Genomic DNA, 25680 nt, shown 5'->3' with positions numbered 1-25680 from the left:
TTTTTATGCCCGGAGAAAACATGCGCTACGAAACCAACAACCCGGTCGGAACCGATGGATCTAGCGATCCGCGCGATCTATTCGACAACGCCGGAATTGCAGATTTACTGCTTAACGGCCCGGACCTCACCTACCTCGGGCGTATTGGGCAGGCGCTCAAATCGTGGCGCGGACTTCAACAGCAAGTGACCGATTACCTCATCGCCCAGGGTTACGAGTCTACGTACCTTGTGTACGGGGCAGGGGTTGTTGTTCAGCGGCAGACCCAGCTTGTGCAGCGCAGCGGTGAACTGTATCGAGTGCTCAATGCGAACACTCTGCCGCTTACGCTAACCGGAACCTGGGCAACTGACTCGCCGAAGCTGCAGGCCGTTGGAGATGCTGCGCTGCGTCAGCTGCTCGCGAGCTCCGCAGGCTCTGCGAACGTTGGGCATCTTGCGCAGACCCTCTCGAACAAGCTGAAGGAGACTGTATCGATCCGGGATTTCGGCGGCGGCGAAGAGGTGGCCGACAACTATGCGGCATGGAACGCTGCAAAGGCTGCCGTGGGCGCGGGCGGCTATGTCGAGCTACCGAAGCTCTCGACTGGCGATTACAACTTCGTCGCCGGGCAAGCTGACCTGCGCGGTGTTGTTGTCGTTCCTGACAAAGGAATCCGGATTCTTACGGCATCGGGCCTAGGTCAGTTTTCTTCGGAAATCATGACGACTGAAGATCTGGTGATCCGTATCGACAAAGGCCGGCCAGAGAACCCGGCGAAGGACTATGACCTCGTCTTACGGAAAAACTTTGTGCGGGGAACGAAGCTTGCGCGCAAAGAGGTCTTCATCTCCGACACTCAGCTTCGAGACTCTGCGCCTACCCCGATCATTGCCAGCACCCAGCTTCTATTCAGGCAGGTGTTGCTCGGCGCATCTGACACGCTTACGTCGTTCACGCCGGTGCAGGGGGTTACCGCTAGCGGCCTCGCGCTCGCGCCGCCCTCCGGTGGATACACGCAGCTCGGTGTTTACCCACTGCGACCCGGGCATGAGATGACAGCCGGGCTGAACGTCACGCCGGAAAACACCGGCGAGATCGCAGTCGGCGTGATCTTCTCGACAGGCCTCATTGTACTTCGCGGGACGTCGCAGACTGGCACATGGCGTCTTTCTACTAAGTACACTGGTACGGCTGTTGTTGAAACCGACATCGTTAGGCCCGATGGAAACGGAAACACCCTGGGTTACTATCCGTCCCAGAACCATTTCACGATCCGCTTCCTTTCTTACAACCGGTTCCAGATCCTAATTTCTGGGATCGTGGCCGTAGATGTTCAGCTCACATCAGGCTATCTCATGCACGCTGGCTTCGGCGGAACCTCGCTCAGCGCAGAGACCTTGATCACTTGGAACGGCTGGTACCGTGGCCGCTTTGTTGCAAGTACAGGGGTCCGAACAGTGTGGCTTGGCGCATGCGGTGACTCGCTGACCGACGACCAGCATGGAGCGTGGATGTGGCATGCAGCACGAGCGCTAGACGGGTCTCTCGGCATTCGTGTTGCGGGCATCGAGAACCGCGCGGTATCCGGCGATACAACGAGCATGCAGTACTACCGGCTCACCGATAACCCTTTCATAAACGCATCTAACGTCGTGATATTCCTCGGCACGAACGATATTCAGACGAACAACACACTCACTGCGTTCCAGAACCTTTACTCGGCTTTGATTGCGAAGCTGATCGCCGAAGGCAGGCAAGTTAGCCTCGTTCTGCCCCCGCTGTGGTACACGAAAGACCAGTCCGGGACTGGTGGTGGCGCCGTTCGTTCGCAATACGGCGGAAACATTCGCGCGGCAATCGGACGATATGCAGCTGACAACGGCGTCCAGTTGATCGATTTGTCGCAGCTCTCTGGCGTGATCTCGGCGGGGTTCCTGACGAATTCATTCACCGACCCGATGGTTCGGGACAACCTCCACGAAAGCACGTACTTCAACGAGATCATCGGTGAAGCAATTGCACGCGGGATCGCACCACAGATCACTGCGATGCCTGCGAGGTTCCATGCCTGGGTGCCGCTGATCAGCACGGTCTATGCCGCCAACATCACCGGCACTGTCAACTACCGCATTCATGACAACGGTGACATCGAGTTTCGCGGTTCGGCAACGCTGACTAGCGGCACTGCAACGGAAGGCATGACGGTATTTACGCTACCTGAGCATCTGAGGACCGCCGCGACCAGGAAAGGCGCGGTATTCGGTGCTTCGACCTCCTCGGGTTACACAGGGAACTGCAGCGTCCAGAGCGACAACCTCGTGCGGGTATTCAACGTAACCGGCGCAACCACTATCAGCTTTGATGGCGTGCGCTACACGCCGTGATTGCCTTCCATAACAGTGCCCGCCATGAGCGGGCTTTTTTGTGCCTGGAGAAAACATGGCCAGACTCACCGAAACCAAGGCCGGAGGCGCGAATGTGCTCCGGTTTCTGGATCTGATCGCATTCTCAGAAGGCACCTCGACCGTCAAAGGAAGCGATGACGGCTACAACGTGCTGTACGGCGGCGGTCTGTTCCAGGGTTATGCCGATCACCCGCGGCGCAAGCTGACCTTTCCCATCAACGGCAAGCCTGTGACCAGCACCGCCGCCGGCCGCTACCAACTGCTCGAACGGTACTGGGATGCGTACCGGGTCAGCCTTCGCCTGTCGGGCGGGTTCACGCCGGAGAACCAGGACAGAATCGCGCTGCAGCAGATCCGGGAGCGCAAGGCCATGGACGATATCAAGGCAGGCCGCATCGAGCAGGCGATCGCCAAGTGCTCGAATATCTGGGCATCGCTGCCAGGTAATAACTATGGGCAAAACCCGCACCGCCTGGAAAAGCTGCTGGCTCAGTGGCAGAAGCTCGGCGGGGTGCTGAGATGACCTGGCTCGGCGCGGTACCGACCTGGTGCTGGTGGCTGATCGCTTTGGTGCTGGTCGCCGGTGGCCAGCAGTACCGAGTGGTGGTGGCGCAGGGCGATGCAGAAGTCGCGCGGGGCGAACTGGCCGCTTACCGGCTCGAGGTATCCGAGCGCGACCGGCGCGCCGCCGCCCGGGCTAGAGCCGAAGAACAGCGCCGCCAGGCCGTGGCGGACGAGGAGGGTGAGAGTGCACGACAACAACTTGAGTTGGCCCAGGGCCGCGCTTCTGCTGCTGAGTCTGCTGCTGGCGGGATGCGCGGGGAAATCGCCAGACTGCGGGCCGGTCACCGAGCCACCTGCGACACCATCGCTGCCCAGCAGCGCCAGGCAGGAACCTCTGCCGTCGTGGTGCTCGGGGGATTGCTTGAAGAGTCTGACCGAATGGCGGGCAGCTGCGCAGCAGCGCTTGAGCGAAGCCGAATAGCTGGCCTTGCTTGTGAGGCTATTGCTGATCAGTGGAAGAAGGGGAAGTAATGCCAGCCAGGACGGCGGCATGTCGGCAGAACGCCGGAGGAGGGTGATGTGAAAAGAATGTGTTGCACGTTTTGAAACATGTGACACAATGCGGCACGTTTTGGACAGGTGTGACGATTGCGGGCGTCCTAACCTATTGATTTATCTGGTCTTTACATTGACCGTCATGATTTAGGTTCCAGCGGCGCAAGCTGTAAGAGTTCGAGTCTCTTCGTCCGCACCATTCAAGCTTTCCCCGTCGCACGCTGAGGCGGGAAGGCCAGCAACACCGCGCTGTGAAGCGCACCGCAACAATGGTGGACGTAGCTCAGTTGGTAGAGCGCAGGATTGTGATTCCTGTGGTCGAGGGTTCGATTCCCTTCGTCCACCCCATATTCAGAGGCGCCTGGTGAGAACCAGGCGCCTTTTTCGTTTTGGTTCTGGGCAGGTTTCGCCGGTTTGTGTCTTCGGTTTGCGAGGTGGCTGGGTTTCTTACTGCGTGTTTGCGCTGAGTGTCGCTCGTTGCTGGGGCGGGTTTTCCGGTGGCGATGGGGCGTTTTCGCAGGCGATGTCGCTGATGGCGCGAGAGAGTGAGCCTTTGAAGATTGGCGTGGCCTCTTCGTCTGCTCGTGCATTCGCCAGGTCTTGTAGTGATCTTCCAGAGCCCATGATGCGAACGGTGCGGGTGATGCAGTTGAATTGACGGGCAGCGTAGCTGGTCCCGCTTATGCCGGTTCGCTGGGTGATTACCGATAGCTTTTCTGGTGCGCCACTGATTTCGACGATCGCGTACTGCGCTTCGGGGTCGAAGAAGGTTTGCAGGGGGGTGGCAAAAGCTGGCGCCCAATGAGCGGGCAGGACACAGGCGATGAGAAGTTTCTTCAACACGGTTACGTCCTTGCAGTGCCGCTCTTCTATGCCTGTTCGAGGCAGTGATGTGAATGAAACGCATTGTGCTTGCTGTGGGGCGCTAGGTTAGCGGTGCACGACGCTTTTTTGCAAACCGAGTTCCATGCCGTTCGTAGGAAAATTCCAATTTTTCCTGAAGGACTATGGACTTGTCTTAGGGGAATCTACGACAAGGTGTGGCTGGTAACGTTCAAATGAAAGCTGATAGATTTCAGCGGGTTGACCAAGTGCCGATGTCTCGGCAAGCAGGTGGTGAAGATGATTGCTAAGGAATCCCGCCAGGCGATTGCGCTGGAGCGTTTCATTCAGGCCAACCCAGAGCTGGCGGTGGAAGTCGCCGCGCTGAGCGAGGCTGAGCAGCACCAGCAGATCCAGTGGGCATTCGAAGACGAGGCGCAAGCCCAGGGAATCGAGCCTTGGGAGCTGGCGTTGCGTTTGGTTGCCGGGTCGCCCGAGGAGTTGCAGGTCATGCGTCTGGAGGTTCATCGGGAGGTGGCCGAGGCGCTGGGTATGGATTGGGAAGAGTATTGCGACTTCAACGAGATCGATGGTCACGCTTCCTAGGTCTGTTGCAGTTCTTTTTTGGGGCAGTGGAACCGCTCTGCTGCGGGTGTTGCGGCGGTGCCGTTTCGCTGTCTGGTCTTATGTCGAAAATAATGAGGGCCGATGCTGTTCGTCTCAGGGTCGAACGGGGTGACTTCTGGTGTTTGAGCTACTAGAATGCTTGCCCTTGATTCTGGAGTCGGGTATCGCCGGCTAACGTCTGTGCAACGAGGAATATCCATGCAAGTTTCTGTTGAAAATACTTCCGCTCTCGAGCGTCGTATGACCATCGCCGTTCCGGCAGAGCGCGTCGAGACTGAAGTCAACAAGCGTCTGCAACAGACTGCCCGTCGCGCCAAGGTTCCAGGCTTCCGTCCTGGCAAGGTGCCTATGAGCGTGATCCGTCAGCGTTACGAGGATGCTGCTCGTCAAGAAGCTTTCGGTGATCTGGTCCAGGCTTCCTTCTATGAAGCCGTGGTCGAGCAGAAGCTGAACCCGGCCGGCGCTCCTTCTGTCGAGCCGAAATCCTTCGAAAAAGGCAAGGACCTGGAGTTCGTCGCCATCTTCGAAGTGTTCCCTGAGTTTGCCGTTGCCGGCTTCGACTCGATCGCCGTTGAGCGCCTGAGTGCTGACGTCACCGACGCTGATCTCGACAATATGCTGGATGTCCTGCGCAAGCAGAACACCCGCTTCGAGGTCGCCGAGCGTGCTGCGCAGAACGAAGACCAGCTGAACATCGACTTCGTCGGCAAGATCGACGGCGAAGCCTTCGCCGGTGGTTCCGCCAAGGGCACCCAACTGGTGCTGGGTTCCGGCCGCATGATCCCGGGCTTCGAAGAAGGCCTGGTAGGCGCCAAGGCAGGTGAAGAGCGTGTTCTGACCCTGAACTTCCCTGAGGACTATCAGAACCTGGATCTGGCCGGCAAGGCCGCCGAGTTCACTGTCACCGTCAATAGCGTTTCCGAGCCGAAGCTGCCTGAGCTGAACGAAGAGTTCTTCGCCCAGTTCGGCATCAAGGAAACCGGTCTGGACGGCTTCCGCACCGAAGTTCGCAAGAACATGGAGCGTGAACTGCGCCAGGCGATCAAGACCAAGGTCAAGAATCAGGTAATGGACGGCCTGCTGGCTGCCAACCCGATCGAAGTGCCGAAAGCCCTGCTGGAAAACGAAGTCAACCGCCTGCGCGTCCAGGCCGTCCAGCAATTCGGTGGCAACATCAAGCCTGAGCAACTGCCGGCCGAGCTGTTCGAAGAGCAGGCCAAGCGCCGCGTTGTGCTGGGTCTGATCGTTGCCGAGGTGGTCAAGCAGAACGAGCTGAAGCCGGACGAAGACCGCGTACGCGAACTGATCCAGGAAATGGCGTCGGCCTACCAGGAGCCAGAGCAAGTTGTGGCCTGGTACTACAAGAACGACCAGCAAATGAACGAAGTTCGTTCGGTTGTGCTGGAAGAGCAAGTTGTAGATACTGTCCTGCAGAAAGCGACTGTGACCGACAAGTCGGTCTCGTACGAAGAAGCTGTCAAGCCAGCACAGGCACCTGCCGCCGCTGAGTGATTTCCTCCTTCGTAGGAAAACCCCACAAGCCAGCCTTCGCGCTGGCTTGTGCGTATTCAAGCCACGACTATTTGGGAGTGAGTGCAGGACATGTCCCGCAATTCTTATATTCAGCAGAGCTCTGACATCCAGGCCGCCGGTGGTCTGGTCCCGATGGTTATCGAGCAGTCCGCCCGTGGCGAACGCGCCTACGACATCTACTCGCGCCTTTTGAAGGAGCGTGTGATCTTCCTGGTTGGTCCGGTAGAGGACTACATGGCCAACCTGGTAGTGGCGCAACTGCTGTTCCTTGAAGCGGAAAACCCGGACAAGGATATCCATCTGTACATCAACTCCCCTGGTGGCTCGGTAACTGCTGGCATGTCGATCTACGACACCATGCAGTTCATCAAGCCGGATGTATCCACCATCTGTATCGGCCAGGCTTGCAGCATGGGTGCGTTCCTGCTTGCGGCCGGTGCTGCCGGCAAGCGTCACTGCCTCCCTAACTCGCGGGTGATGATTCACCAGCCGTTGGGTGGCTTCCAGGGCCAGGCGACCGATATCGAGATCCATGCCCAGGAAATCCTCAATATCAAGGCGCGCCTGAACGAGTTGCTGGCCCATCACACTGGCCAGGATCTGGAGACGATCAAGCGCGATACCGAACGCGACAACTTCATGAGCGCCCAGCGCGCAGCCGAGTACGGCCTGATCGACTCGGTCTACGACAAGCGGCAACTGGTGTCCTGATCCCGGGTGCCAGAGCAGATAGGCGCGGAAAGCGCCTACCTGCGGACTTGAAAAAGCCCGCAATTGCCTTCATCTTGTGTTGCAAGCCTACCGGATTGGATCGATCGAATGACTGACACCCGTAACGGCGAGGACAACGGCAAATTGCTCTATTGCTCCTTCTGCGGCAAAAGCCAGCATGAAGTGCGCAAGTTGATTGCCGGCCCCTCGGTATTTATCTGCGACGAGTGCGTCGACCTGTGCAACGACATCATCCGTGAGGAGGTGCAGGAAGCCCAGGCCGAGAGCAGTGCACATAAATTGCCTTCGCCGAAAGAAATCAGCGCCATCCTGGACCAGTATGTCATTGGTCAGGAGCGCGCGAAAAAGGTTCTGGCCGTAGCGGTGTACAACCACTACAAGCGTCTGAATCAACGCGACAAGAAAGCCGACGATGTCGAATTGGGCAAGAGCAACATCCTGCTCATCGGCCCGACCGGTTCGGGCAAGACGCTGCTCGCGGAAACTCTCGCTCGCCTGCTCAATGTACCGTTCACGATCGCCGACGCCACAACCCTGACCGAAGCCGGTTATGTAGGCGAAGACGTCGAGAACATCATTCAGAAGTTGCTGCAGAAGTGCGACTACGATGTGGAAAAAGCCCAGATGGGCATTGTCTACATCGACGAGATCGACAAGATCTCGCGCAAGTCCGACAACCCGTCGATCACTCGCGATGTCTCTGGCGAAGGTGTGCAGCAGGCCCTGTTGAAGCTGATCGAAGGTACTGTTGCCTCGGTTCCGCCTCAGGGTGGTCGCAAGCACCCGCAGCAGGAGTTCCTGCAGGTCGATACGCGCAACATTCTGTTTATCTGCGGTGGCGCATTCTCCGGTCTGGAGAAGGTCATCCAGCAGCGTTCCACTCGCGGTGGCATCGGCTTTGGTGCCGAAGTCCGCAGCAAGGAGGAAGGCAAGAAAGTTGGCGAGTCGCTGCGTGAGGTCGAGCCGGACGATCTGGTCAAATTCGGCCTGATCCCCGAGTTCGTGGGACGTTTGCCAGTTCTGGCAACGCTCGACGAGCTGGATGAAGCTGCATTGATGCAGATCCTCACCGAGCCGAAGAACGCCTTGACCAAGCAGTACGGCAAGCTGTTCGAGATGGAAGGTGTGGACCTGGAGTTCCGCAGCGATGCGCTGAAGTCCGTTGCCCGCAAGGCGCTCGAGCGCAAGACCGGTGCTCGTGGCCTGCGTTCCATCCTCGAGGGCATCCTGCTCGATACCATGTATGAAATTCCTTCGCAGAAGGATGTCAGCAAGGTGGTTATCGACGAGAGCGTCATCGATGGCACTTCGCAGCCTCTGCTGATCTACGAGAACAGCGAGCCGCCAGCCAAAGCCGCGCCAGACGCCTGAGTCTGAGAGGCAGAGAAACCAGCAAGGGGCCTACGGGCCCCTTTGCTTTTCCTGTCGCAGAGCTTGTTTTTTTCCGGGGCTGCCCCCACATTAACTCCAAGCTCAAATTTCCATCGGATTACGGCCACAAGGCCGCTGTAGAGGCGAAATCATGAAGACAACCCTCGACTTGCCTCTTTTGCCATTGCGCGATGTCGTTGTTTACCCGCATATGGTCATCCCGCTGTTCGTGGGGCGTGAAAAGTCCATCGAGGCCCTTGAAGCCGCGATGACCGGTGAGAAGCAAATCCTTTTGCTGGCTCAGAAGAATCCCGCCGATGACGATCCAGGCGAAGACGCCCTGTATCGGGTCGGCACCATCGCTACCGTTCTCCAATTGCTCAAGCTGCCCGATGGCACCGTCAAGGTGCTGGTCGAGGGTGAGCAGCGTGGTTCGGTCGAGCGTTTCGTCGAGGTCGAAGGTCACATCCGTGCGGAAGTTGCCCTGATCGAGGAAACCGACGCCGCTGATCGCGAGTCCGAAGTGTTCGTTCGCAGTCTTCTTTCCCAGTTCGAGCAATACGTCCAGTTGGGCAAGAAGGTTCCCGCCGAAGTCCTGTCGTCGCTCAATAGCATCGATGAGCCGGGGCGCCTGGTCGATACCATGGCAGCGCATATGGCGCTGAAGATCGAGCAGAAACAGGAAATCCTCGAAATCATTGACCTGGCTGCTCGTGTCGAGCATGTGCTGGCGCTGCTGGATGCGGAAATCGACCTGCTGCAGGTAGAGAAGCGTATCCGCGGTCGGGTCAAGAAGCAGATGGAGCGCAGTCAGCGCGAGTACTACCTGAATGAGCAGATGAAGGCCATTCAGAAAGAGCTCGGCGACGGTGATGAAGGGCATAACGAAGTCGAAGAGCTGAAGAAGCGACTCGATGCGGCAGGCTTGCCGAAGGACGCCTATACCAAGGCTCAGGCCGAGCTGAACAAGCTCAAGCAGATGTCGCCGATGTCGGCCGAAGCCACCGTGGTACGTTCCTACCTCGATTGGCTGGTGCAGGTTCCGTGGAAGGCTCAGAGCAAGGTTCGCCTCGACCTGGCCAAGGCTGAGGAAATTCTCGATGCCGATCACTATGGCCTGGAAGAGGTCAAGGAGCGCATTCTCGAATACCTCGCGGTGCAGAAGCGTGTGAAGAAGATTCGCGGCCCGGTACTCTGCCTGGTTGGTCCGCCTGGCGTGGGCAAGACCTCGCTGGCCGAGTCCATCGCCAGTGCGACCAACCGCAAGTTTGTGCGCATGGCCCTCGGTGGGGTGCGTGACGAGGCCGAGATCCGTGGTCATCGGCGCACTTACATTGGCTCCATGCCAGGTCGTCTGATCCAGAAAATGACCAAGGTAGGTGTGCGCAACCCACTGTTCCTGCTTGATGAAATCGACAAGATGGGCAGCGACATGCGTGGCGATCCTGCCTCGGCGCTGCTTGAGGTGCTTGATCCCGAGCAGAACCACAACTTCAACGATCACTACCTGGAGGTCGACTACGACCTGTCGGATGTGATGTTCCTCTGCACGTCCAACTCGATGAACATCCCGCCAGCGCTGCTGGACCGGATGGAGGTCATCCGGTTGCCTGGCTACACCGAGGACGAGAAGATCAACATCGCGGTCAAGTACCTTCTGCCGAAGCAGATCAAGGCCAATGGCTTGAAGAAGGGTGAGCTTGACGTGGAGGTTGCGGCAATTCGTGACATCATCCGCTACTACACGCGTGAAGCGGGTGTGCGTGGTCTGGAGCGCCAGATTGCCAAGGTCTGCCGCAAGGTGGTCAAGGAATACACCGGGCAGAAGCAGGCTCAGGTCAAGGTCGGCAGCGACCGCCTGGAGCACTTCCTCGGCGTGCGCAAGTTCCGCTACGGCCTGGCCGAGCAGCAGGATCAGGTCGGGCAGGTGACCGGTCTGGCGTGGACCCAGGTGGGTGGCGAATTGCTGACCATCGAGGCCGCAGTCGTGCCGGGCAAGGGGCAACTGATCAAGACCGGCTCTCTTGGCGATGTGATGGTCGAATCGATCACCGCAGCGCAGACCGTGGTGCGCAGCCGGGCGCAGAGCCTCGGGATTCCTGCCGACTTCCATGAGAAGCGCGATACCCACATCCATATGCCCGAAGGAGCGACGCCGAAGGATGGTCCTAGCGCCGGTATCGGTATGTGCACCGCGCTGGTTTCCGCGCTGACGCAGATTCCGGTTCGTGCCGATGTGGCAATGACGGGTGAAATCACCCTGCGTGGTCAGGTGCTGGCGATTGGCGGCTTGAAGGAAAAATTGCTGGCCGCACATCGTGGTGGAATCAAGACGGTGATCATTCCGGAAGAAAACGTGCGTGATCTGAAAGAAATTCCTGACAATATTAAGCAGGATCTTCAGATTAAGCCGGTTAAATGGATTGACGAAGTCCTCCAAATTGCGCTGCAATACGCCCCGGAGCCCTTGCCGGATGTGGCTCCTGAGATTGTCGCCAAGGATGAAAAACGCGACAGTGATTCCAAGGAACGAATCAGCACGCATTGAAAGTATTTAGCTGGGTGGCCCGCCTGACTGTTTTCCAGGTCCTTGCCATTAGAGGCACTCAAGTGTCACGGGCCACTTGGCGTTGATTCAAATTACATAGTTAGAAACAAACTCAAATAGAAATAAGGGGACTTAGAGTGAACAAGTCGGAACTGATTGACGCTATCGCTGCATCTGCTGATATTCCAAAAGCTGCCGCTGGCCGTGCGCTGGACGCAGTCATCGAATCCATCACCGGTGCCCTGAAGACTGGTGACTCCGTGGTTCTGGTCGGTTTTGGTACCTTCTCGGTAGCTGACCGTCCTGCTCGTACCGGTCGCAACCCGCAAACCGGCAAGGCCCTGGAAATCGCGGCCGCCAAGAAGCCTACGTTCAAGGCTGGCAAGGCACTGAAAGACGCGGTCAACGAATAAGACGCTCTCTTCAGGCTTTCGCCTAATCGGGCTGGTTCCCGCGACTGGCCCGTTGGCGGGGTGGAAAGAATCACGAATTCCTCTGCTCCGCCCGTTACGAGAAGGCGCATCCCCGGATGCGCCTTTCTTCTATCAGGATTCTACCCACGCTCCGCGGTTGTGCAGCCGCCACAGCCGTTTCTGGGGGACGCATGCTGCAAAATATCAGGGACAATTCACAAGGTTGGATTGCCAAGACCATCATCGGTGTCATCGTGGTACTGATGGCGCTGACCGGCTTCGACGCCATCTTCCAGGCAGTCAGCCACAACAAGGATGCTGCCAAGGTCAATGGCGACACCATCAGCCAGAATGAGCTGAGCCAGGCTGTCGACACGCAACGCCGGCAATTGATGCAACGACTGGGCAAGGACTTCGACCCCTCCCTGCTGGACGACAAGATGCTGCGCGAAGCCGCTCTCAAGGGGCTGATCGAGCGCCAACTGCTGCTCCAGGGGGCGCATGATGCCAAGTTCTCGTTCTCCGAGGCTGCGCTGGACCAGGTGATCCTGCAGACCCCCGAGTTCCAGGTGGACGGCAAGTTCAGCGCCGAACGCTTCGACCAGGTCATTCGCCAACTGGGCTACGGCCGTATGCAGTTCCGCGAGATGCTGGCTCAGGAAATGCTCATTAGCCAATTGCGCGCCGGTCTGGCGGGTAGCGGTTTCGTGACCGATGCCCAGGTAGATGCCTTTGCCCGTCTGGAAAAGCAGACCCGTGATTTCGCTTCGCTGACCTTCAAGGCTGACCCTGCCGCGGTCAATGTCACCGACGAGCAGATCAAGGCCCACTACGACCAGCACGCCAAGGAGTTCATGAGTCCGGATCAGGTCGTCATCGACTATATCGAGCTGAAGAAGGCTGCGTTCTTCGATCAGGTCAAGGTCAACGAAGACGAGCTGCAGTCGCTGTATCAGAAGGAAATCGCCAACCTCGCCGAGCAGCGCCACGCCGCGCACATCCTCGTCGAAGTCAACGACAAGCAGGACGAAGCCCAGGCCAAGGCCCGCATCGAGGATATCCAGCAACGCCTGGCCAAGGGCGAGGACTTCGCCAAGCTGGCCAAGGAGTTCTCCCAGGACCCAGGTTCGGCGAACAACGGTGGTGACCTCGGTTACGCCGGCAAGGGTGTCTATGATCCGGCCTTCGAAGACGCACTGTACGCGCTGAACAAGGATCAGGTTTCCGCACCCGTGCGTACCGAGTTCGGTTTCCACCTGATCAAGTTGCTGGGTGTGCAGGCTCCGGAGGTCCCGACCTTTGCCAGCCTGAAAGACAAACTGACCCGTGAACTGAAAACCCAACAGGTCGAGCAGCGTTTCGTCGAGGCTACCAAGCAGTTGGAAGATTCAGCCTTCGAAGCCTCGGATCTGGCCCAGCCGGCCCAGGACCTGGGTCTGAAGGTGCAGACATCGGCACCGTTCGGTCGTGAAGGCGGCGATGGTATCACCGCCAACCGTCAGGTCATCCAGGCTGCATTCAGCCCTGAGGTGCTGGATGAGGGCTCCAACAGCTCGGCGATCGAACTGGATCCTGAAACCGTGGTGGTCGTTCGCGCCAAGGAGCACCGCAAGCCAGCACAACTGCCGCTGGAGGCCGTTGCCGGTCCGATCCGCGATCATCTGGCCCAGGAGCAGGCGACCGCTGCCGTGAAGAGCAAGACCGACGCCCTGGTGGCTGGTCTGCGCGATGGCAATATCGCCTACGCACCGGTGCAGGATGGCCAGGCCTGGAAGGTCCAGGAAGCGGCTACCCGCATGCAGGAAGGTGTCGATCCGGTCGAACTGCAGGCGCTGTTCCGCATGAGCAAGCCAGAGGCCAAGGACAAGCCGGTCTACTCCACCGTCACCCTGGGTGATGGCAGTGTGGTTGTCCTGCGTTTGAACGGCGTGAACGATGGCAGCGCGGCTAGCGAGCAGGAGAAGGGCGAGTATCGTCGCTATCTGGCTTCTCGTGCCGGCCAGCAAGACTTCGCGGCCTATCGCAAGCAACTGGAAGCCAAGGCGGAAATCACTCGTTACTGAGTGCCTCCACCTTGAACGAAAAAGGCCGCGTCAGCGGCCTTTTTCATTTCCGTTATCCGCTGCTGAAAGCTGCAGCCCCGGAAATCCTCGCACAAAGAAAAGGCCGCAATAGCGGCCTTTTCCCTTCACCGGAAACTTATTCCGAGATGTCGCCCATGGCGGTGGTGTTGAAGCCACCGTCCACGTACATGATTTCACCGCTGACGCCCGACGCCAGGTCGGAGCAGAGGAAGGCGCCGGCGTTGCCGACTTCTTCGATGGTCACGTTGCGACGCAGTGGGGTCTGAGCCTCGTTGGCGGCCAGCATCTTGCGGAAGCTCTTGATGCCGGAGGCGGCCAGGGTGCGGATCGGACCGGCGGAGATGGCGTTGACGCGGGTGCCTTCCGGGCCGAGGCTGCCGGCCAGGTAGCGAACACCGGCTTCCAGGCTGGCCTTGGCCATGCCCATGACGTTGTAGTTCGGCATGGTGCGCTCGGCGCCCAGGTACGACAGGGTCAGCAGGCTGCCGTTGCGGCCTTTCATCATCTCGCGACCAGCCTTGGCCAGGGCGACGAAGCTGTAGGCGCTGATGTCGTGGGCAATGCGGAAACCTTCACGGGTGGTCACTTCGGTGAAGTCGCCGTCGAGCTGGTCGCCCGGTGCGAAGCCCACGGAGTGCACGATGCAGTCCAGGCCGTCCCACTTCTTGCTCAGTTCCTCGAAGACCTTGGCGATGTCGTCGTCGTTGGCAACGTCGCAAGGGAAGCACAGCTCAGGGTTGGAGCCCCAGCCAGCGGCGAACTCTTCGACGCGGCCCTTGAGCTTTTCGTTCTGGTAGGTGAAGGCAAGTTCTGCACCCTCGCGATGCATGGCGGCAGCGATGCCGGATGCGATGGACAGTTTGCTGGCGACACCGACGATCAGTACGCGCTTACCGGCGAGAAAACCCATGTGTTGTTCCTCTTCAGGTTATATCGACAGCCGTGGGAGCCAAAAAGGCGGCTTCCAGCAGCTGCTGTGTATAAGAATGTTGTGGTGCAGCGAAAATCTGCGCAGCCGGACCTTGTTCAACCACCTGACCCTGCTTGACCACCATCAGCTGATGGCTCAGCGCCTTGACCACCGCCAGATCGTGGCTGATGAACAGGTAGGTCAGGTTGTACTTGGTCTGCAGCGCGCGCAGCAGTTCCACCACCTGACGCTGAACGGTGCGGTCGAGCGCCGAGGTGGGCTCGTCCAGCAGGATCAGCGCCGGTTTCAATACCAGTGCCCGGGCAATGGCAATCCGTTGTCGTTGGCCTCCGGAAAACTCGTGAGGGTAGCGGTGCCGGGTTTCCGGGTCCAGACCTACTTCCCTGAGTGCCTCCATGATGGCCTGTTCCTGTTCCGCTTCCGTGCCTATCCGATGAATGCGCAGGCCTTCTCCGACGATATCGCTCACGCACATGCGCGGGCTGAGACTGCCGAAGGGGTCCTGGAACACCACCTGCATCTCTCGTCGCAACGGCCGCACCTGCTGCTGGCTCATGCCATCCAGCCGCTGGTTCTCGAAGCGGATGGCGCCCTGGCTGGCAATAAGCCGCAGGATCGCCAGACCCAGCGTAGACTTGCCCGAGCCACTTTCGCCAACGATTCCCAGGGTCTGGCCCTGGGGCAGGCTGAAGTTGATACCGTCCACCGCCTTGACGTGGTCCACGGTACGGCGCAGCAGGCCCTTCTTGATCGGGAACCAGACTCGCAGATCCTCGACCTCCAGCAGCGGCGCACCTTCCGGATTACCGGCCGGCCCGCCACTGGGCTCGGCACCGAGCAGCATTTTCGTGTACGGATGCTGTGGTGCGCGGAACAGTTCTTCGCACGACGCCTGTTCGACGATGCAACCGCGCTGCATGACACATACACGGTGCGCAATTCTTTTCACCAGGTTCAGATCGTGACTGATCAGTAACAGCGCCATGCCCAGCTTGGCCTGTAAACGCTTGAGCAGTTCGAGGATCTTCAACTGGACGGTGACGTCCAGGGCGGTGGTCGGTTCATCGGCGATCAGCAGTTCTGGCTCGTTGGCCAGCGCCATGGCGATCATCACCCGTTGCCGTTGGCCGCCGGAGAGCTCGTGAGGCAGGGCCTTGAGGCGCTTGACCGGGTCAGGGATACCAACCAGCTCCAGCAGCTCCAGGGTCCGTGCAGTGGCTTCCTTGCCGCGCAGGCCCTTGTGCAGCATCAGCACTTCGTTGATCTGCTTTTCGATGTTGTGCAGCGGGTTCAGCGAGGTCATCGGTTCCTGGAAGATCATGGCGATGCGATTGCCACGGATATGGCGCATCTTCTTCTCGTCCAGGTGCAGCAGGTCCTGGTTGTCGTAGCGGATGGTCCCGGCCGGGTGCCGTGCCAGGGGGTAGGGCAGCAGGCGCAGGATCGAATGCGCAGTGACCGATTTGCCCGAGCCGCTTTCGCCGACCAGGGCCAGGGTTTCGCCACGACGGATGTCGAAGCTGACGCTCTCCACCACACGTTGCTGCTGGGCGCCGCTGACGAATTCGACGGCGAGGTCGCGTACTTCGATCAAGGTGTCCTTGTTCATGTCATTTCCTCGGGTCGAAGGCATCGCGGGCGGACTCGCCGATGAACACCAGCAGGCTCAGCATCAGGGCCAGTACGGCAAAGGCACTGATGCCCAGCCAAGGCGCTTGCAGGTTGGATTTGCCCTGGGCGACCAGCTCTCCCAGGGACGGCGCGCCTGGCGGCAGGCCGAAACCGAGGAAGTCCAGGGCGGTCAGGGTGCCGATGGCGCCCGTGAGAATGAATGGCATGAAGGTCATGGTCGATACCATGGCGTTGGGCAGGATATGCCGGTACATGATCGCGGCGTTCTGCATCCCCAGGGCGCGTGCCGCGCGCACGTATTCCAGATTGCGCCCGCGGAGGAACTCGGCACGCACCACGTCGACCAGGCTCATCCAGGAAAACAGCAACATGATCCCCAGCAGCCACCAGAAATTCGGTTGCACGAAGCTGGCCAGGATGATCAGCAGGTACAGCACCGGCAGGCCCGACCAGATTTCCAGGAAACGTTGTCCGGCCAGGTCGACCCAGCCGCCATAGAAGCCCTGGAGTGCCCCTGCGATCACGCCGATGATGGAACTGAGCACGGTCAGGGTCAGGGCGAACAGCACCGAGATGCGGAAGCCATAGATCACCCGGGCCAGCACGTCGCGGCCCTGGTCGTCGGTGCCCAGCCAGTTTTGCGCCGAGGGTGGGGCAGGGGCGGGGACCTTGAGGTCGTAGTTGATGCTTTGGTAGCTGAACGGAATCGGTGCCCACACCACCCAGCTCTGCTTCTTCTCCAGCAGGTCGCGGATATAGGGGCTCTTGTAGTTGGCTTCCAGGGGGAACTCGCCGCCGAAGGTGGTCTCCGGGTAGCGTTTGAATGCCGGGAAGTAGAACTCGCCGTCGTAGCGCACTACCAGCGGCTTGTCGTTGGCAATCAGTTCGGCGCCGAGGCTCAGGCCGAACAGGATCAGGAACAGCCACAGCGACCACCAGCCGCGGCGGTTGGCCTTGAAGCGCTCGAAGCGGCGGCGATTGAGAGGGGACAGTTTCATCTCAGTGCTCCCGGCTTTCGAAGTCGATGCGTGGATCGACCAGGGTGTAGGTCAGGTCGCCGATCAATTTCACCACCAGCCCCAGCAGGGTGAAGATGAACAGGGTGCCGAAGACCACCGGGTAGTCGCGGTTGATAGCTGCCTCGAAGCTCATCAGGCCAAGGCCATCGAGGGAAAAGATCACTTCCACCAGTAGCGAGCCGGTGAAGAAGATGCCGATGAAAGCCGAGGGGAAGCCGGCGATCACCAGCAGCATGGCATTGCGGAACACATGGCCGTAGAGCACGCGATTCGGCGTCAGGCCCTTGGCCTTGGCGGTGACCACGTACTGCTTGTTGATCTCGTCGAGGAAGCTGTTCTTGGTCAGCAGGGTCATGGTGGCGAAGTTGCCGATGACCAGCGCGGTGATCGGCAGGGCCAGGTGCCAGAAATAGTCACCTATCTTGCCCCAGGTGCTCAGTTCGTCGAAGTTGCTCGAAGTCAGGCCGCGCAGAGGGAACCAGTCCAGGTAGCTGCCACCGGCGAACACCACGATCAGCAGGATGGCGAAGAGGAACGCGGGAATGGCATAGCCGATGATGATTGCCGAGCTGGTCCAGACATCGAAGTGACTGCCATGTCGGGTGGCCTTGGCGATCCCCAGGGGAATCGATACCAGGTACATGATCAGCGTGCTCCACAGGCCGAGGGAGATCGACACCGGCAGCTTCTCGGCGATCAGGTCGACCACCTTGGCGTCACGGAAGAAGCTGTCGCCGAAATCCAGCTGGGCGTAGTTCTTGACCATGATCCACAAGCGTTCCGGCGCCGACTTGTCGAAGCCGTACATGCGCTCGATTTCCTTCACCAGTGCCGGGTCCAGGCCTTGTGCGCCGCGATAGTTGGAGCCGGCCACAGAGACTTCGGCGCCGCCGCCGGCAATCCGGCTGGTGGCGCCCTCGAAGCCTTCGAGCTTGGCGATCATCTGCTCCACCGGACCACCGGGGGCGGCCTGGATGATGACGAAGTTGATGATCAGGATGCCGAACAGGGTCGGGATGATCAGCAGCAGGCGCCGCAGGATATAGGCCAGCATGTCACTGCTCCCCGTTCGCTGCGGCTTCGGCTTCGGCGGCCTTGACCTGGGTGGCCGGTGTCACTTCGGGCTTGATCCACCAGGTATTGATGCCGATGTCGTACTTGGGCGGGGTGTCCGGGTGACCGATATGGTTCCAGTAGGCCACGCGCCAGGTCTTGATGTGCCAGTTCGGCACTACGTAGTAGCCCCACAGCAGCACGCGGTCGAGGGCACGGGTATGGGTGACCAGGTTCTTGCGCGAGTCGGCGTTGATCAGCGACTCCACCAGGCTGTCCACCGCTGGATCCTTCAGGCCCATGTAGTTGCGGCTGCCCGGATTGTCGGCGCTGCCGCTCTGCCAGAACTCGCGCTGTTCGTTGCCCGGCGAATTGGACTGCGGGAAGCCGCCGACGATCATGTCGAAGTCCCGCGAGCGCAGGCGGTTGATGTACTCGGCCACGTCGACGCGGCGGATGTTCAGGGTGATGCCGAGGTCGGCGAGGTTGCGCTTGTAGGGCAGGAGGATGCGTTCGAACTCGGTCTGGGCCAGGAGGAACTCGATAGTCAGCGGCTTGCCCTGGGCATCCACCATCTTGTCGTTCTCGATGCGCCAGCCGGCGTCCTGGAGCAGTTTGTAGGCCTCGCGCTGTTGCTCGCGGATCATGCCGCTGGCATCGGTGACCGGGTTCTTTAAGGCTTCGCTGAAGACTTGCTCGGGAATCTTGCCCCGCAGTGGCTCAAGCAGTTTCAGCTCGTCCGCGTCGGGCAGGCCTTTGGCGGCCATCTCGGAGTTTTCGAAGTAGCTGCCGGTGCGGGTATAGGCGCCGTTGAACAGTTGCTTGTTGGTCCACTCGAAGTCCAGCAGCAGGCTCAGCGCCTGGCGCACCCGTACATCCTGGAACACCGGGCGGCGCAGGTTGAAGACGAAGCCCTGCATGCCGGTTGGGGTGCCATTGGGGATTTCTTCGCGAATCAGGCGTTTTTCCCGTACCGCCGGGATGTTGTAGGCAGTCGCCCAGTTTTTTGCGCTGGTCTCGTACCAGTAATCGAACTGCCCGGCCTTGAGCGCTTCGAGGGCCACGGTGTTGTCGCGGTAATAGTCGACGGTGATGGCGTCGAAATTGTAGAAGCCGCGATTGATCGGCAGGTCCTTGCCCCAATAGTTCTTGTCCCGTTCCAGGCGGATCGAACGCCCGGGTTTGACCTCGGCCACCTTGTACGGCCCGCTGCCCACCGGGATTTCCAGGCCGCCCTTGGTAAAGTCGCGACCTTCCCAGAAATGCTTGGGTAGCACGGCAATCTGGCCGAGGATCAGCGGCAGTTCGCGGTTGTTGCTGTGCTTGAACTTGAACAGCACCTTCAGCGGATCTTCGGCGACCACCTCGGCGACGTCCGCGTAGTAGCCGCGGAACAGCGGGGCGCCGCTTTTCATCAGGGTGTTGAAGGTGAAGACCACGTCTTCGGCGCGTACCGGCTGTCCATCCTGGAAGCGGGCTTCGGGGCGCAGATAGAAGCGCACCCAACTGTTGTCCGGGGCCTTTTCGATCTGTTTGGCCAGCAGGCCGTACTCGGTGAAAGGCTCGTCAAGACTGGCCCGGGCCAGGGTGTCGTAGACCAGGTCGATATTGTCCGCCGGCACACCCTTGCTGATGAACGGGTTGAGGCTGTCGAAGCTGCCGAATCCGTTCTCGCGAAAAATGCCACCCTTGGGCGCGTCCGGGTTCACGTAGTCGAAATGCTTGAAGTCCGCAGGGTATTTCGGTGCTTCGTTATAGAGGGTTACGGCATGCTGCGGTGCAGCCAGGCCTGGAAGGCTCAGGCCAGCCAGCAGCAGGCCGCCGAACAGCTGGCGCAAACGGGGCATTGGCATCATTGGGCGTTCTCCGAAGGCTTGAGCCACCAGGTATTCAGCCCCAGGGTGTAGGGCGGCGTGGTGACGAAGGCGAACCGGTTGCGGTAGGCCAGGCGGTGATAGTCGAGATACCAGTTTGGAATCATGTAGTGCTGCCAAAGCAGGACCCGGTCCAGGGCGCGGGTGGCGGCCACTTGTTCATCGCGGGTCTGTGCGGCGAGGAGGGTGTCGAGCAGGTGGTCGACCACCGGGTTGTCGACGCCAGCATAGTTTTTGCTGCCCTTGGTGTTGGCCTGGCTGGAATGGAAGTACTGCCATTGTTCCAGCCCGGGGCTGAGGGTTTGGCTCAGGGTCATCAGGATCATGTCGAAGTCGAATTGATCCAGGCGCTGTTTGTATTGGGCGCGATCGACGGTACGCAGGCGCGCATCGATGCCGATGCTGGCAAGGTTTTCCACGTAAGGCTGGAGAATGCGTTCGAGGTTCGGGTTGACCAGGAGGATTTCCAGCTTCAGTGGTTGGCCGTTGCTGTTGAGCAGGCGCTGGCCATTGAGTTTCCAGCCGGCCTTGCCGAGCAGTTCAAGGGCCTGGCGCAGATTATCGCGACCGATACCGCGGCCATCGGTCTGGCTGACGGTGAAGGGCTGAGTGAAGAGGGGGGCTGGCAGTTGATCGCGATAGGGCGCCAGCAGCAGCCACTCCTTGCCCACTGGCAAGCCCTCGGCGCTGAACTCGCTGTTGGGATAGAAACTGGTGGCGCGCCGGTAGGCACTGCTGAACAGCGTGCGGTTGGTCCATTCGAAGTCGAGCATCAGGCCCAATGCCTTGCGCACGCGGCGATCGGCGAAGGCTGCGCGCCGGCTGTTCATGAACAGGCCTTGGGTCTGGGTCGGGATCTGGTGCTTGATCTGCGCCTTGATCACCTGGCCGCGGCGTACTGCCGGGAAGTTGTAGCCATTGGCCCAGTTCTTTGCCTGGTGCTCGATATAGATGTCGAACTCGCCAGCCTTGAAGGCTTCGAACGCCACGTCGCTGTCGCGATAGAACTCGTATTCGACACGATCGAAGTTGTACTTGCCGCGATTGACCGCGAGGTCCTTGCCCCACCAGTCCTTGACGCGCTGGAACACCAGACGTCGACCTGGCTGCACCTCGGTGATGCGATAGGGGCCGCTGCCCAGCGGGGGCTCGAAGGTGGTGGCCTTGAAATCCCGGCCTTTCCAATAGTGTTGTGGCAGCACTGGCATTTCGCCGAGGCGCAGGATCAGCAGCGGATTGCCGGAGCGCTTGAACACGAAGCGGATACGCTGTGGGTTGAGCACATCGACCCGTTCGACCTCCTGCAGATTGGTGCGGTAGATCGGATGGCCTTCCTTGAGCAGGGTGCGGTAGGAAAACGCCACATCGGCTGCAGTGATCGGCTTACCGTCATGGAAGTGCGCTTCCGGGCGCAGGTTGAACACCACCCAACTGCGGTCCTCGGCATATTCCACCGAGCGGGCAATCAGTCCGTAGCTCGATGTGGCTTCGTCCCCCGAGGGATCGTACTGGCCAGTGCCGACCATCAGGGTTTCGTTGAGCTCGTTGACCCCGTATTGCTGGAAGTTCGGCGTGGTTACCGGACTGCTGCCCTTGAAGGTGTAGGGGTTGAGGGTATCGAAGGTTCCGAATGCCATTGCACGCAAGGTGCCGCCCTTGGGCGCTTGCGGATTGACCCAGTCGAAGTGGGTGAACTTGGCAGGGTACTTGAGCGTGCCGAACTGGGCGTAACCGTGACTTTCGGTGATGGTAGCGCCCGCGGGAAAGCTCAAGACCAGGCTGAATGACAGCAGGAGGGGACGTATCAAGTCGGCGATCCGATCCAGGCGGCTTGGGCTTTGTGCGTCCTACAGTAACAGCTTGTATCGGCAGGAAAAAGAGCGTGTCCCTGGAGCCTGGGCGCCGCTCTTGCGTGCTGCTTTCCTCGTATCAGTGAGGCAGGTAGACAGTGAGGGTCTGACCAGGCTTCAAGGCTTGCCCGCTGCGAGGATTCCAGCGCTTGAGATGCTGCATCTCGACGTTGAAGCGCTTGGCGACCAGATACAGCGAATCACCCTTGCGCACCTTGTACTGGGTCGCGCGTTGCTTGCCATTGGCGGAGGTGGACTTGGCGGTGGAAGCCACGGCGATCGGCTGGCTGCTTTGCATGACCAGGGTCTGGCCGGCCGTCAGGCGATTGCCCTTGAGCTTGTTCCAGCGCTGCAGGTCCTTGACGCTGACCCGGTTGGCCTTGGCGATACTGCCCAGGCTGTCGCCGCGCTTGACCCGGTAGCGCACGCTGCGCGCTGGTGGGGTGTTGGCTTCGGCGAGGGCGGCCTCGAATACGGCGGCCTTGGGCTGCAGTGCCAGCAACTCCTCGGGCTTCATGCTCGACAGGCTGCTGGTCAGCAACTGCGCCTTGGCGGTCGGTACCAGCAGTTGCTGCGGGCCGTCCACGGTCATGCGCTTCTTGAAGGCCGGGTTGAGCTGGAACAGTTCGTCCTCGTCGATCTCGGCCAGGGCGGCAACCCGGGACAGGTCGAGCCGGTCCTTGATGGCCACGGCCTCGAAGTAGGGCTCGTTGGCGATCGGGTTGAGGTTCACGCCGTAGGCTTCGGGGGTCAGAACCACCTGGGACAGGGCCAGCAACTTGGGTACGTAGTCGCGGGTTTCCTGGGGCAGCGGCAGGTTCCAGTAGTCGGTGGGCAGGCCGAGACGCTCATTGCGCTCGATCGCCCGGCTGACCGTGCCTTCACCGGCGTTGTAGGCCGCCAGGGCCAGCAGCCAGTCGCCGTTGAACATGTCGTGCAGGCGGGTCAGGTAGTCCAGTGCGGCATTGGTCGACGCGGTGATGTCACGTCGGCCATCGTAGAAGCGGGTCTGGCGCAGGTTGTAGTGACGCCCGGTGGAAGGGATGAACTGCCACAGGCCGACCGCATGGGCGCGGGAGTAGGCCATCGGGTTGTAGGCGCTCTCGATGGCCGGCAGCAGTGCCAGCTCCAGCGGCATGTCGCGTTCTTCGAGGCGCTCGACAATGTAGTGGATGTACAGGCTGCCGCGGTCGCCAGCGGTTTCGAGGAAGGTCGGGTTGCTGGCGAACCACAGGCGCTGCTGCTCGATGCGCGGGTTGACGCCGATGTCGTCCTGCAGCTGGAAGCCCTGGCGAATACGGTCCCAGACGTCCTGTGGCGCTTGCTCGACGGGCTTGGCCTGGACGAACACAGGCTTGTGCTTCACGCGCGGCTGGACGTGTACGCGAACGCTTTCGTCGTCACCCAGGTGACTGGTGCTCTGGCAGCCCACGAGCGTGGCTGTCAGGCCGAGCGCGACGGCCTGTGCCAGGCGCGTCAGGGCGACGGAATTGAAGGTTCTGCGGCGATTGGACGACATTGGCTGGGACAGAGTTCCGGGCGAAAATGTCGGGCGATTCTAGAAAGCGCCCCCCACCGGGTCAACCTTTCAGAACCCGCCGGTCATCAAGCAGCAATGCTTAGAACCTATCCTTCCAAGCCCTCAACCCAGCAAAAACAGCACTTGGCGTAGGGTTTAAGCCCCCCGTCCGTTCGTCTGCTTTTTCTTTAACGGATGTTTCGTTTACCCGCAAAAACGGGTTGGTCAGGCGCTCTTGCTCGATGGTTGACGGCAACGTGATGCGATTTTCCGCGCGCAAGCGGGAAACTTCTTCGAACCTTGCGAGGACGTGCGGGTTGTCCGGTTCGACCGCGCAGGCGAAGCGCAGATTGCTCAGGGTGTACTCGTGGGCACAGTACACCCGGGTGGCTCCGGGCAGGCTGACCAGGCGCTGGAGCGATTCATGCATCTGTTCCGGCGTGCCTTCGAACAGTCGACCGCAACCGGCGGCGAACAGGGTGTCGCCACTGAACAGCAGGGGCGTGGCCGGGACGTCACTGAAATAGGCGATATGCCCCAGGGTGTGGCCGGGGACCGCGAAGACCTGGAAGTCGGTGTCCAGGACCTGGACCACATCATCGTCATCCAGCGCCACGTCGCGAGCTGGAATGCGCTCGTTGACCGGCCCGCTGACCCGCGCCCCGGTGGCGGCCTTGAGGGTCTCGACACCGCCGACATGGTCGTTGTGGTGATGGGTGATGAGGATGTCCTCGAGGCGCCAGCCAGGGTTCTGTTCAAGCCAGGCCAGCACCGGTGCTGCATCGCCCGGATCGACGACCGCGCAGCGACGGTTGGCGGTGTCCTGCAACAACCAGATGTAGTTGTCATTGAAAGCGGGCAAGGCTTCTATCTGTATCATCGAGCGATTCGCCAAACGTGGGACAAGGGTGCATCTTAGTAGCTATGTGTCCCATCGAGAACCTTCCAGGGAGAACGCAATGACCGATCAAGCCTTCGCCCAGGCCGATCCCGAGTGGCTCGAACTGATCAGCCTGGCCCGTGACTGGTTCGCCGGTCCGCTGGGGCAGTTGATGCTTGCCGAAGAGCAGCGTCTGCTGGAGGAAGAACTGGGCCGTTATTTCGGCGGCTACCTGGTGCACTACGGGCCCTGCGCCGAACCGCCGCCCACCGCACCCCAGGTGCAGCGCAACGTTCGCCTGGGCGCGCCCTTGCCGGGAGTGGAGATCGTCTGCGAAGAGCAGGCCTGGCCGCTGAGCGAACACGCGGCCGATGTGGTGGTGCTGCAGCACGGCCTGGATTTCTCGCTGTCCCCACACGGCCTGTTGCGCGAGGCAGCCAGCAGCGTGCGCCCGGGTGGTCACCTGCTGATCGTCGGAATCAATCCGTGGAGCAGTTGGGGCCTGCGGCGGGTGTTCGCTCACGATGCCTTGCGCAAGGCCCGCTGCATCTCGCCTTCACGGGTGGGTGACTGGCTCAACCTGCTCGGTTTCGCGCTGGAGAAACGCCGGTTCGGGTGTTATCGTCCGCCGCTTGCCTCGCCCGCCTGGCAAGCCCGGCTGGCCGGGTGGGAGCGGGTTGCCGGGCGTTGGCAGAGCTCTGGTGGCGGTGTCTACCTGCTGGTGGCGCGCAAGATGGTGGTCGGCCTGCGGCCGCTGCGCCAGGAGCGTCGCGAGCCGATGGGCAAGCTGCTGCCCCTGCCGCTGGCCAAGGTCAATCGCCAGGCGCCTCACCCGGAAGGCAGACCCTTCAACGATGAAAAAGGCTGTACATGAGCGAGAGCGTAGAGATCTACACCGATGGCGCCTGCAAGGGCAATCCCGGGCCCGGCGGCTGGGGCGTGCTGATGGTGTACAAGGGGGTCGAGAAGGAACTCTGGGGTGGCGAGCGTGAAACCACCAACAACCGCATGGAACTGATGGCGGCGATCAAGGGCCTCGAGGCGCTGCGTCGCGAATGCGAAGTGCTGCTGGTGACCGACTCCCAGTACGTGATGAAAGGCATCACCGAGTGGATGACCAACTGGAAGAAGCGCGGTTGGAAAACCGCCGCCAAGGAGCCGGTGAAGAACGCCGACCTCTGGCAGTTGCTCGACGAGCAGGTCAACCGGCACAAGGTCACCTGGAAATGGGTTCGCGGTCACATCGGCCACCACGGCAACGAGCGCGCGGATCAGTTGGCCAACCGCGGCGTCGACGAGGTTCGCGGCGTGCGCTGAGGCGCCCGCCGATGAATCTCCGGGACGCG

The 25680-nt window shown here is 60.4% G+C and carries 21 protein-coding genes and 2 tRNA genes; 14 read left to right on the top strand and 9 right to left on the bottom strand.

Features of this window, described 5'->3' with window-relative positions; translation table 11 throughout:
- Positions 1-20: 20 nt before the first annotated feature.
- From ACODSK_RS02505 to ACODSK_RS02485, 5 genes are all read left to right on the top strand, one after another.
- Complete coding sequence (locus tag ACODSK_RS02505) at positions 21-2366, top strand: SGNH/GDSL hydrolase family protein (protein ID WP_489013627.1); 2346 nt, start codon at positions 21-23, stop codon at positions 2364-2366.
- Positions 2367-2421: 55 nt separating this feature from the next.
- Positions 2422-2910 carry a glycoside hydrolase family 24 protein gene (locus tag ACODSK_RS02500; protein WP_489013626.1) on the top strand — a complete coding sequence of 163 codons (489 nt, stop codon included), beginning with the start codon at positions 2422-2424 and terminating at the stop codon, positions 2908-2910.
- The gene (locus ACODSK_RS02495; RefSeq protein WP_489013625.1) at positions 2907-3422 is read left to right on the top strand and encodes a DUF2514 family protein; all 516 of its coding nucleotides are present in this window, start codon (positions 2907-2909) and stop codon (positions 3420-3422) included. The genes ACODSK_RS02500 and ACODSK_RS02495 overlap by 4 nt, the downstream gene beginning before the upstream one ends.
- A 119-nt stretch (positions 3423-3541) precedes the next feature.
- Positions 3542-3645: transfer RNA gene (locus ACODSK_RS02490), tRNA-Leu, on the top strand.
- A gap of 73 nt (positions 3646-3718) precedes the next feature.
- A tRNA-His gene (locus tag ACODSK_RS02485) sits at positions 3719-3794 on the top strand.
- A gap of 99 nt (positions 3795-3893) precedes the next feature.
- Here ACODSK_RS02485 and ACODSK_RS02480 read toward each other — a convergent pair.
- Entirely contained in the window at positions 3894-4289 is a 396-nt protein-coding gene (locus tag ACODSK_RS02480; RefSeq protein ID WP_489013623.1) for a hypothetical protein, read from the bottom strand.
- Positions 4290-4568: 279 nt separating this feature from the next.
- On the opposite strand from ACODSK_RS02480, the gene ACODSK_RS02475 reads away from it, so the two are divergent.
- From ACODSK_RS02475 to ACODSK_RS02445, 7 genes are all read left to right on the top strand, one after another.
- A complete protein-coding gene (locus ACODSK_RS02475; RefSeq protein ID WP_489013621.1) occupies positions 4569-4874 on the top strand; it encodes a DUF6388 family protein in 306 nt (101 codons plus the stop codon).
- 219 nt (positions 4875-5093) lie between these two features.
- Entirely contained in the window at positions 5094-6407 is a 1314-nt protein-coding gene (gene tig, locus ACODSK_RS02470) for a trigger factor (RefSeq protein WP_489013619.1), read from the top strand.
- Between the two features lie 90 nt (positions 6408-6497).
- A complete protein-coding gene (clpP, locus tag ACODSK_RS02465) occupies positions 6498-7139 on the top strand; it encodes an ATP-dependent Clp endopeptidase proteolytic subunit ClpP (RefSeq protein WP_489013618.1) in 642 nt (213 codons plus the stop codon).
- A gap of 108 nt (positions 7140-7247) precedes the next feature.
- Positions 7248-8531: an ATP-dependent Clp protease ATP-binding subunit ClpX gene (gene clpX, locus ACODSK_RS02460; RefSeq protein WP_330075345.1), complete on the top strand. Its 1284-nt coding sequence runs from the start codon at positions 7248-7250 to the stop codon at positions 8529-8531.
- A 151-nt stretch (positions 8532-8682) separates the two neighbouring features.
- The gene (gene lon, locus ACODSK_RS02455) at positions 8683-11079 is read left to right on the top strand and encodes an endopeptidase La (protein ID WP_489013617.1); all 2397 of its coding nucleotides are present in this window, start codon (positions 8683-8685) and stop codon (positions 11077-11079) included.
- 137 nt (positions 11080-11216) lie between these two features.
- Complete coding sequence (locus tag ACODSK_RS02450) at positions 11217-11492, top strand: HU family DNA-binding protein (protein WP_489013615.1); 276 nt, start codon at positions 11217-11219, stop codon at positions 11490-11492.
- A 191-nt stretch (positions 11493-11683) separates the two neighbouring features.
- Entirely contained in the window at positions 11684-13555 is a 1872-nt protein-coding gene (locus ACODSK_RS02445) for a SurA N-terminal domain-containing protein (RefSeq protein WP_489013613.1), read from the top strand.
- A gap of 136 nt (positions 13556-13691) precedes the next feature.
- On the opposite strand, the gene fabI is transcribed toward ACODSK_RS02445, so the two are convergent.
- The 8 genes from fabI to gloB all read right to left on the bottom strand — a co-directional run bounded on the left by fabI (position 13692) and on the right by gloB (position 24334).
- Positions 13692-14486 (bottom strand): enoyl-ACP reductase FabI, encoded by a 795-nt coding sequence (gene fabI / locus ACODSK_RS02440; RefSeq protein ID WP_042126258.1) that lies wholly within the window; start codon positions 14484-14486, stop codon positions 13692-13694.
- Positions 14487-14499: 13 nt separating this feature from the next.
- Positions 14500-16116 (bottom strand): ABC transporter ATP-binding protein, encoded by a 1617-nt coding sequence (locus tag ACODSK_RS02435; protein WP_489013612.1) that lies wholly within the window; start codon positions 16114-16116, stop codon positions 14500-14502.
- Position 16117: 1 nt separating this feature from the next.
- A complete protein-coding gene (locus ACODSK_RS02430; protein WP_489013610.1) occupies positions 16118-17137 on the bottom strand; it encodes an ABC transporter permease in 1020 nt (339 codons plus the stop codon).
- A 1-nt stretch (position 17138) separates the two neighbouring features.
- Positions 17139-18212 (bottom strand): microcin C ABC transporter permease YejB, encoded by a 1074-nt coding sequence (locus ACODSK_RS02425; RefSeq protein ID WP_489013608.1) that lies wholly within the window; start codon positions 18210-18212, stop codon positions 17139-17141.
- A 1-nt stretch (position 18213) separates the two neighbouring features.
- Positions 18214-20067: an extracellular solute-binding protein gene (locus ACODSK_RS02420; protein WP_489013606.1), complete on the bottom strand. Its 1854-nt coding sequence runs from the start codon at positions 20065-20067 to the stop codon at positions 18214-18216.
- A complete protein-coding gene (locus ACODSK_RS02415; RefSeq protein WP_489013604.1) occupies positions 20064-21893 on the bottom strand; it encodes an extracellular solute-binding protein in 1830 nt (609 codons plus the stop codon). The genes ACODSK_RS02420 and ACODSK_RS02415 overlap by 4 nt, the downstream gene beginning before the upstream one ends.
- Before the next feature lie 121 nt (positions 21894-22014).
- Complete coding sequence (locus ACODSK_RS02410) at positions 22015-23454, bottom strand: lytic transglycosylase domain-containing protein (RefSeq protein ID WP_489013603.1); 1440 nt, start codon at positions 23452-23454, stop codon at positions 22015-22017.
- A 100-nt stretch (positions 23455-23554) separates the two neighbouring features.
- Entirely contained in the window at positions 23555-24334 is a 780-nt protein-coding gene (gloB, locus tag ACODSK_RS02405; RefSeq protein WP_489013750.1) for a hydroxyacylglutathione hydrolase, read from the bottom strand.
- A gap of 79 nt (positions 24335-24413) precedes the next feature.
- Between gloB and ACODSK_RS02400 the strand changes: the two genes are divergently transcribed.
- Both ACODSK_RS02400 and rnhA read left to right on the top strand, forming a co-directional pair.
- Positions 24414-25208: a class I SAM-dependent methyltransferase gene (locus ACODSK_RS02400; protein ID WP_489013601.1), complete on the top strand. Its 795-nt coding sequence runs from the start codon at positions 24414-24416 to the stop codon at positions 25206-25208.
- Positions 25205-25651, top strand: coding sequence for a ribonuclease HI (rnhA, locus tag ACODSK_RS02395; RefSeq protein WP_489013599.1), 447 nt, complete (start codon positions 25205-25207; stop codon positions 25649-25651). The genes ACODSK_RS02400 and rnhA overlap by 4 nt, the downstream gene beginning before the upstream one ends.
- Positions 25652-25680 lie beyond the last annotated feature (29 nt).

It is taken from the genome of Pseudomonas sp. FG98 (genome assembly GCF_057808595.1).
Note: the sequence above shows the minus strand (reverse complement) of the source record. Positions and strands in the feature narration are given on the sequence as shown.

Coding starts and splice junctions, on each gene's coding strand:
- ACODSK_RS02400 (WP_489013601.1), top strand. CDS start 24,414: ATGACCGATCAAGCCTTCGCCCAGGCCGATCCCGAGTGGCTCGAACTG.
- ACODSK_RS02475 (WP_489013621.1), top strand. CDS start 4,569: ATGATTGCTAAGGAATCCCGCCAGGCGATTGCGCTGGAGCGTTTCATT.
- ACODSK_RS02425 (WP_489013608.1), bottom strand. CDS start 18,212: ATGCTGGCCTATATCCTGCGGCGCCTGCTGCTGATCATCCCGACCCTG.
- clpP (WP_489013618.1), top strand. CDS start 6,498: ATGTCCCGCAATTCTTATATTCAGCAGAGCTCTGACATCCAGGCCGCC.
- fabI (WP_042126258.1), bottom strand. CDS start 14,486: ATGGGTTTTCTCGCCGGTAAGCGCGTACTGATCGTCGGTGTCGCCAGC.
- tig (WP_489013619.1), top strand. CDS start 5,094: ATGCAAGTTTCTGTTGAAAATACTTCCGCTCTCGAGCGTCGTATGACC.
- rnhA (WP_489013599.1), top strand. CDS start 25,205: ATGAGCGAGAGCGTAGAGATCTACACCGATGGCGCCTGCAAGGGCAAT.
- gloB (WP_489013750.1), bottom strand. CDS start 24,334: ATGATACAGATAGAAGCCTTGCCCGCTTTCAATGACAACTACATCTGG.
- ACODSK_RS02430 (WP_489013610.1), bottom strand. CDS start 17,137: ATGAAACTGTCCCCTCTCAATCGCCGCCGCTTCGAGCGCTTCAAGGCC.
- ACODSK_RS02495 (WP_489013625.1), top strand. CDS start 2,907: ATGACCTGGCTCGGCGCGGTACCGACCTGGTGCTGGTGGCTGATCGCT.
- clpX (WP_330075345.1), top strand. CDS start 7,248: ATGACTGACACCCGTAACGGCGAGGACAACGGCAAATTGCTCTATTGC.
- ACODSK_RS02420 (WP_489013606.1), bottom strand. CDS start 20,067: ATGATGCCAATGCCCCGTTTGCGCCAGCTGTTCGGCGGCCTGCTGCTG.
- ACODSK_RS02410 (WP_489013603.1), bottom strand. CDS start 23,454: ATGTCGTCCAATCGCCGCAGAACCTTCAATTCCGTCGCCCTGACGCGC.
- ACODSK_RS02435 (WP_489013612.1), bottom strand. CDS start 16,116: ATGAACAAGGACACCTTGATCGAAGTACGCGACCTCGCCGTCGAATTC.
- ACODSK_RS02445 (WP_489013613.1), top strand. CDS start 11,684: ATGCTGCAAAATATCAGGGACAATTCACAAGGTTGGATTGCCAAGACC.
- ACODSK_RS02500 (WP_489013626.1), top strand. CDS start 2,422: ATGGCCAGACTCACCGAAACCAAGGCCGGAGGCGCGAATGTGCTCCGG.
- ACODSK_RS02505 (WP_489013627.1), top strand. CDS start 21: ATGCGCTACGAAACCAACAACCCGGTCGGAACCGATGGATCTAGCGAT.
- lon (WP_489013617.1), top strand. CDS start 8,683: ATGAAGACAACCCTCGACTTGCCTCTTTTGCCATTGCGCGATGTCGTT.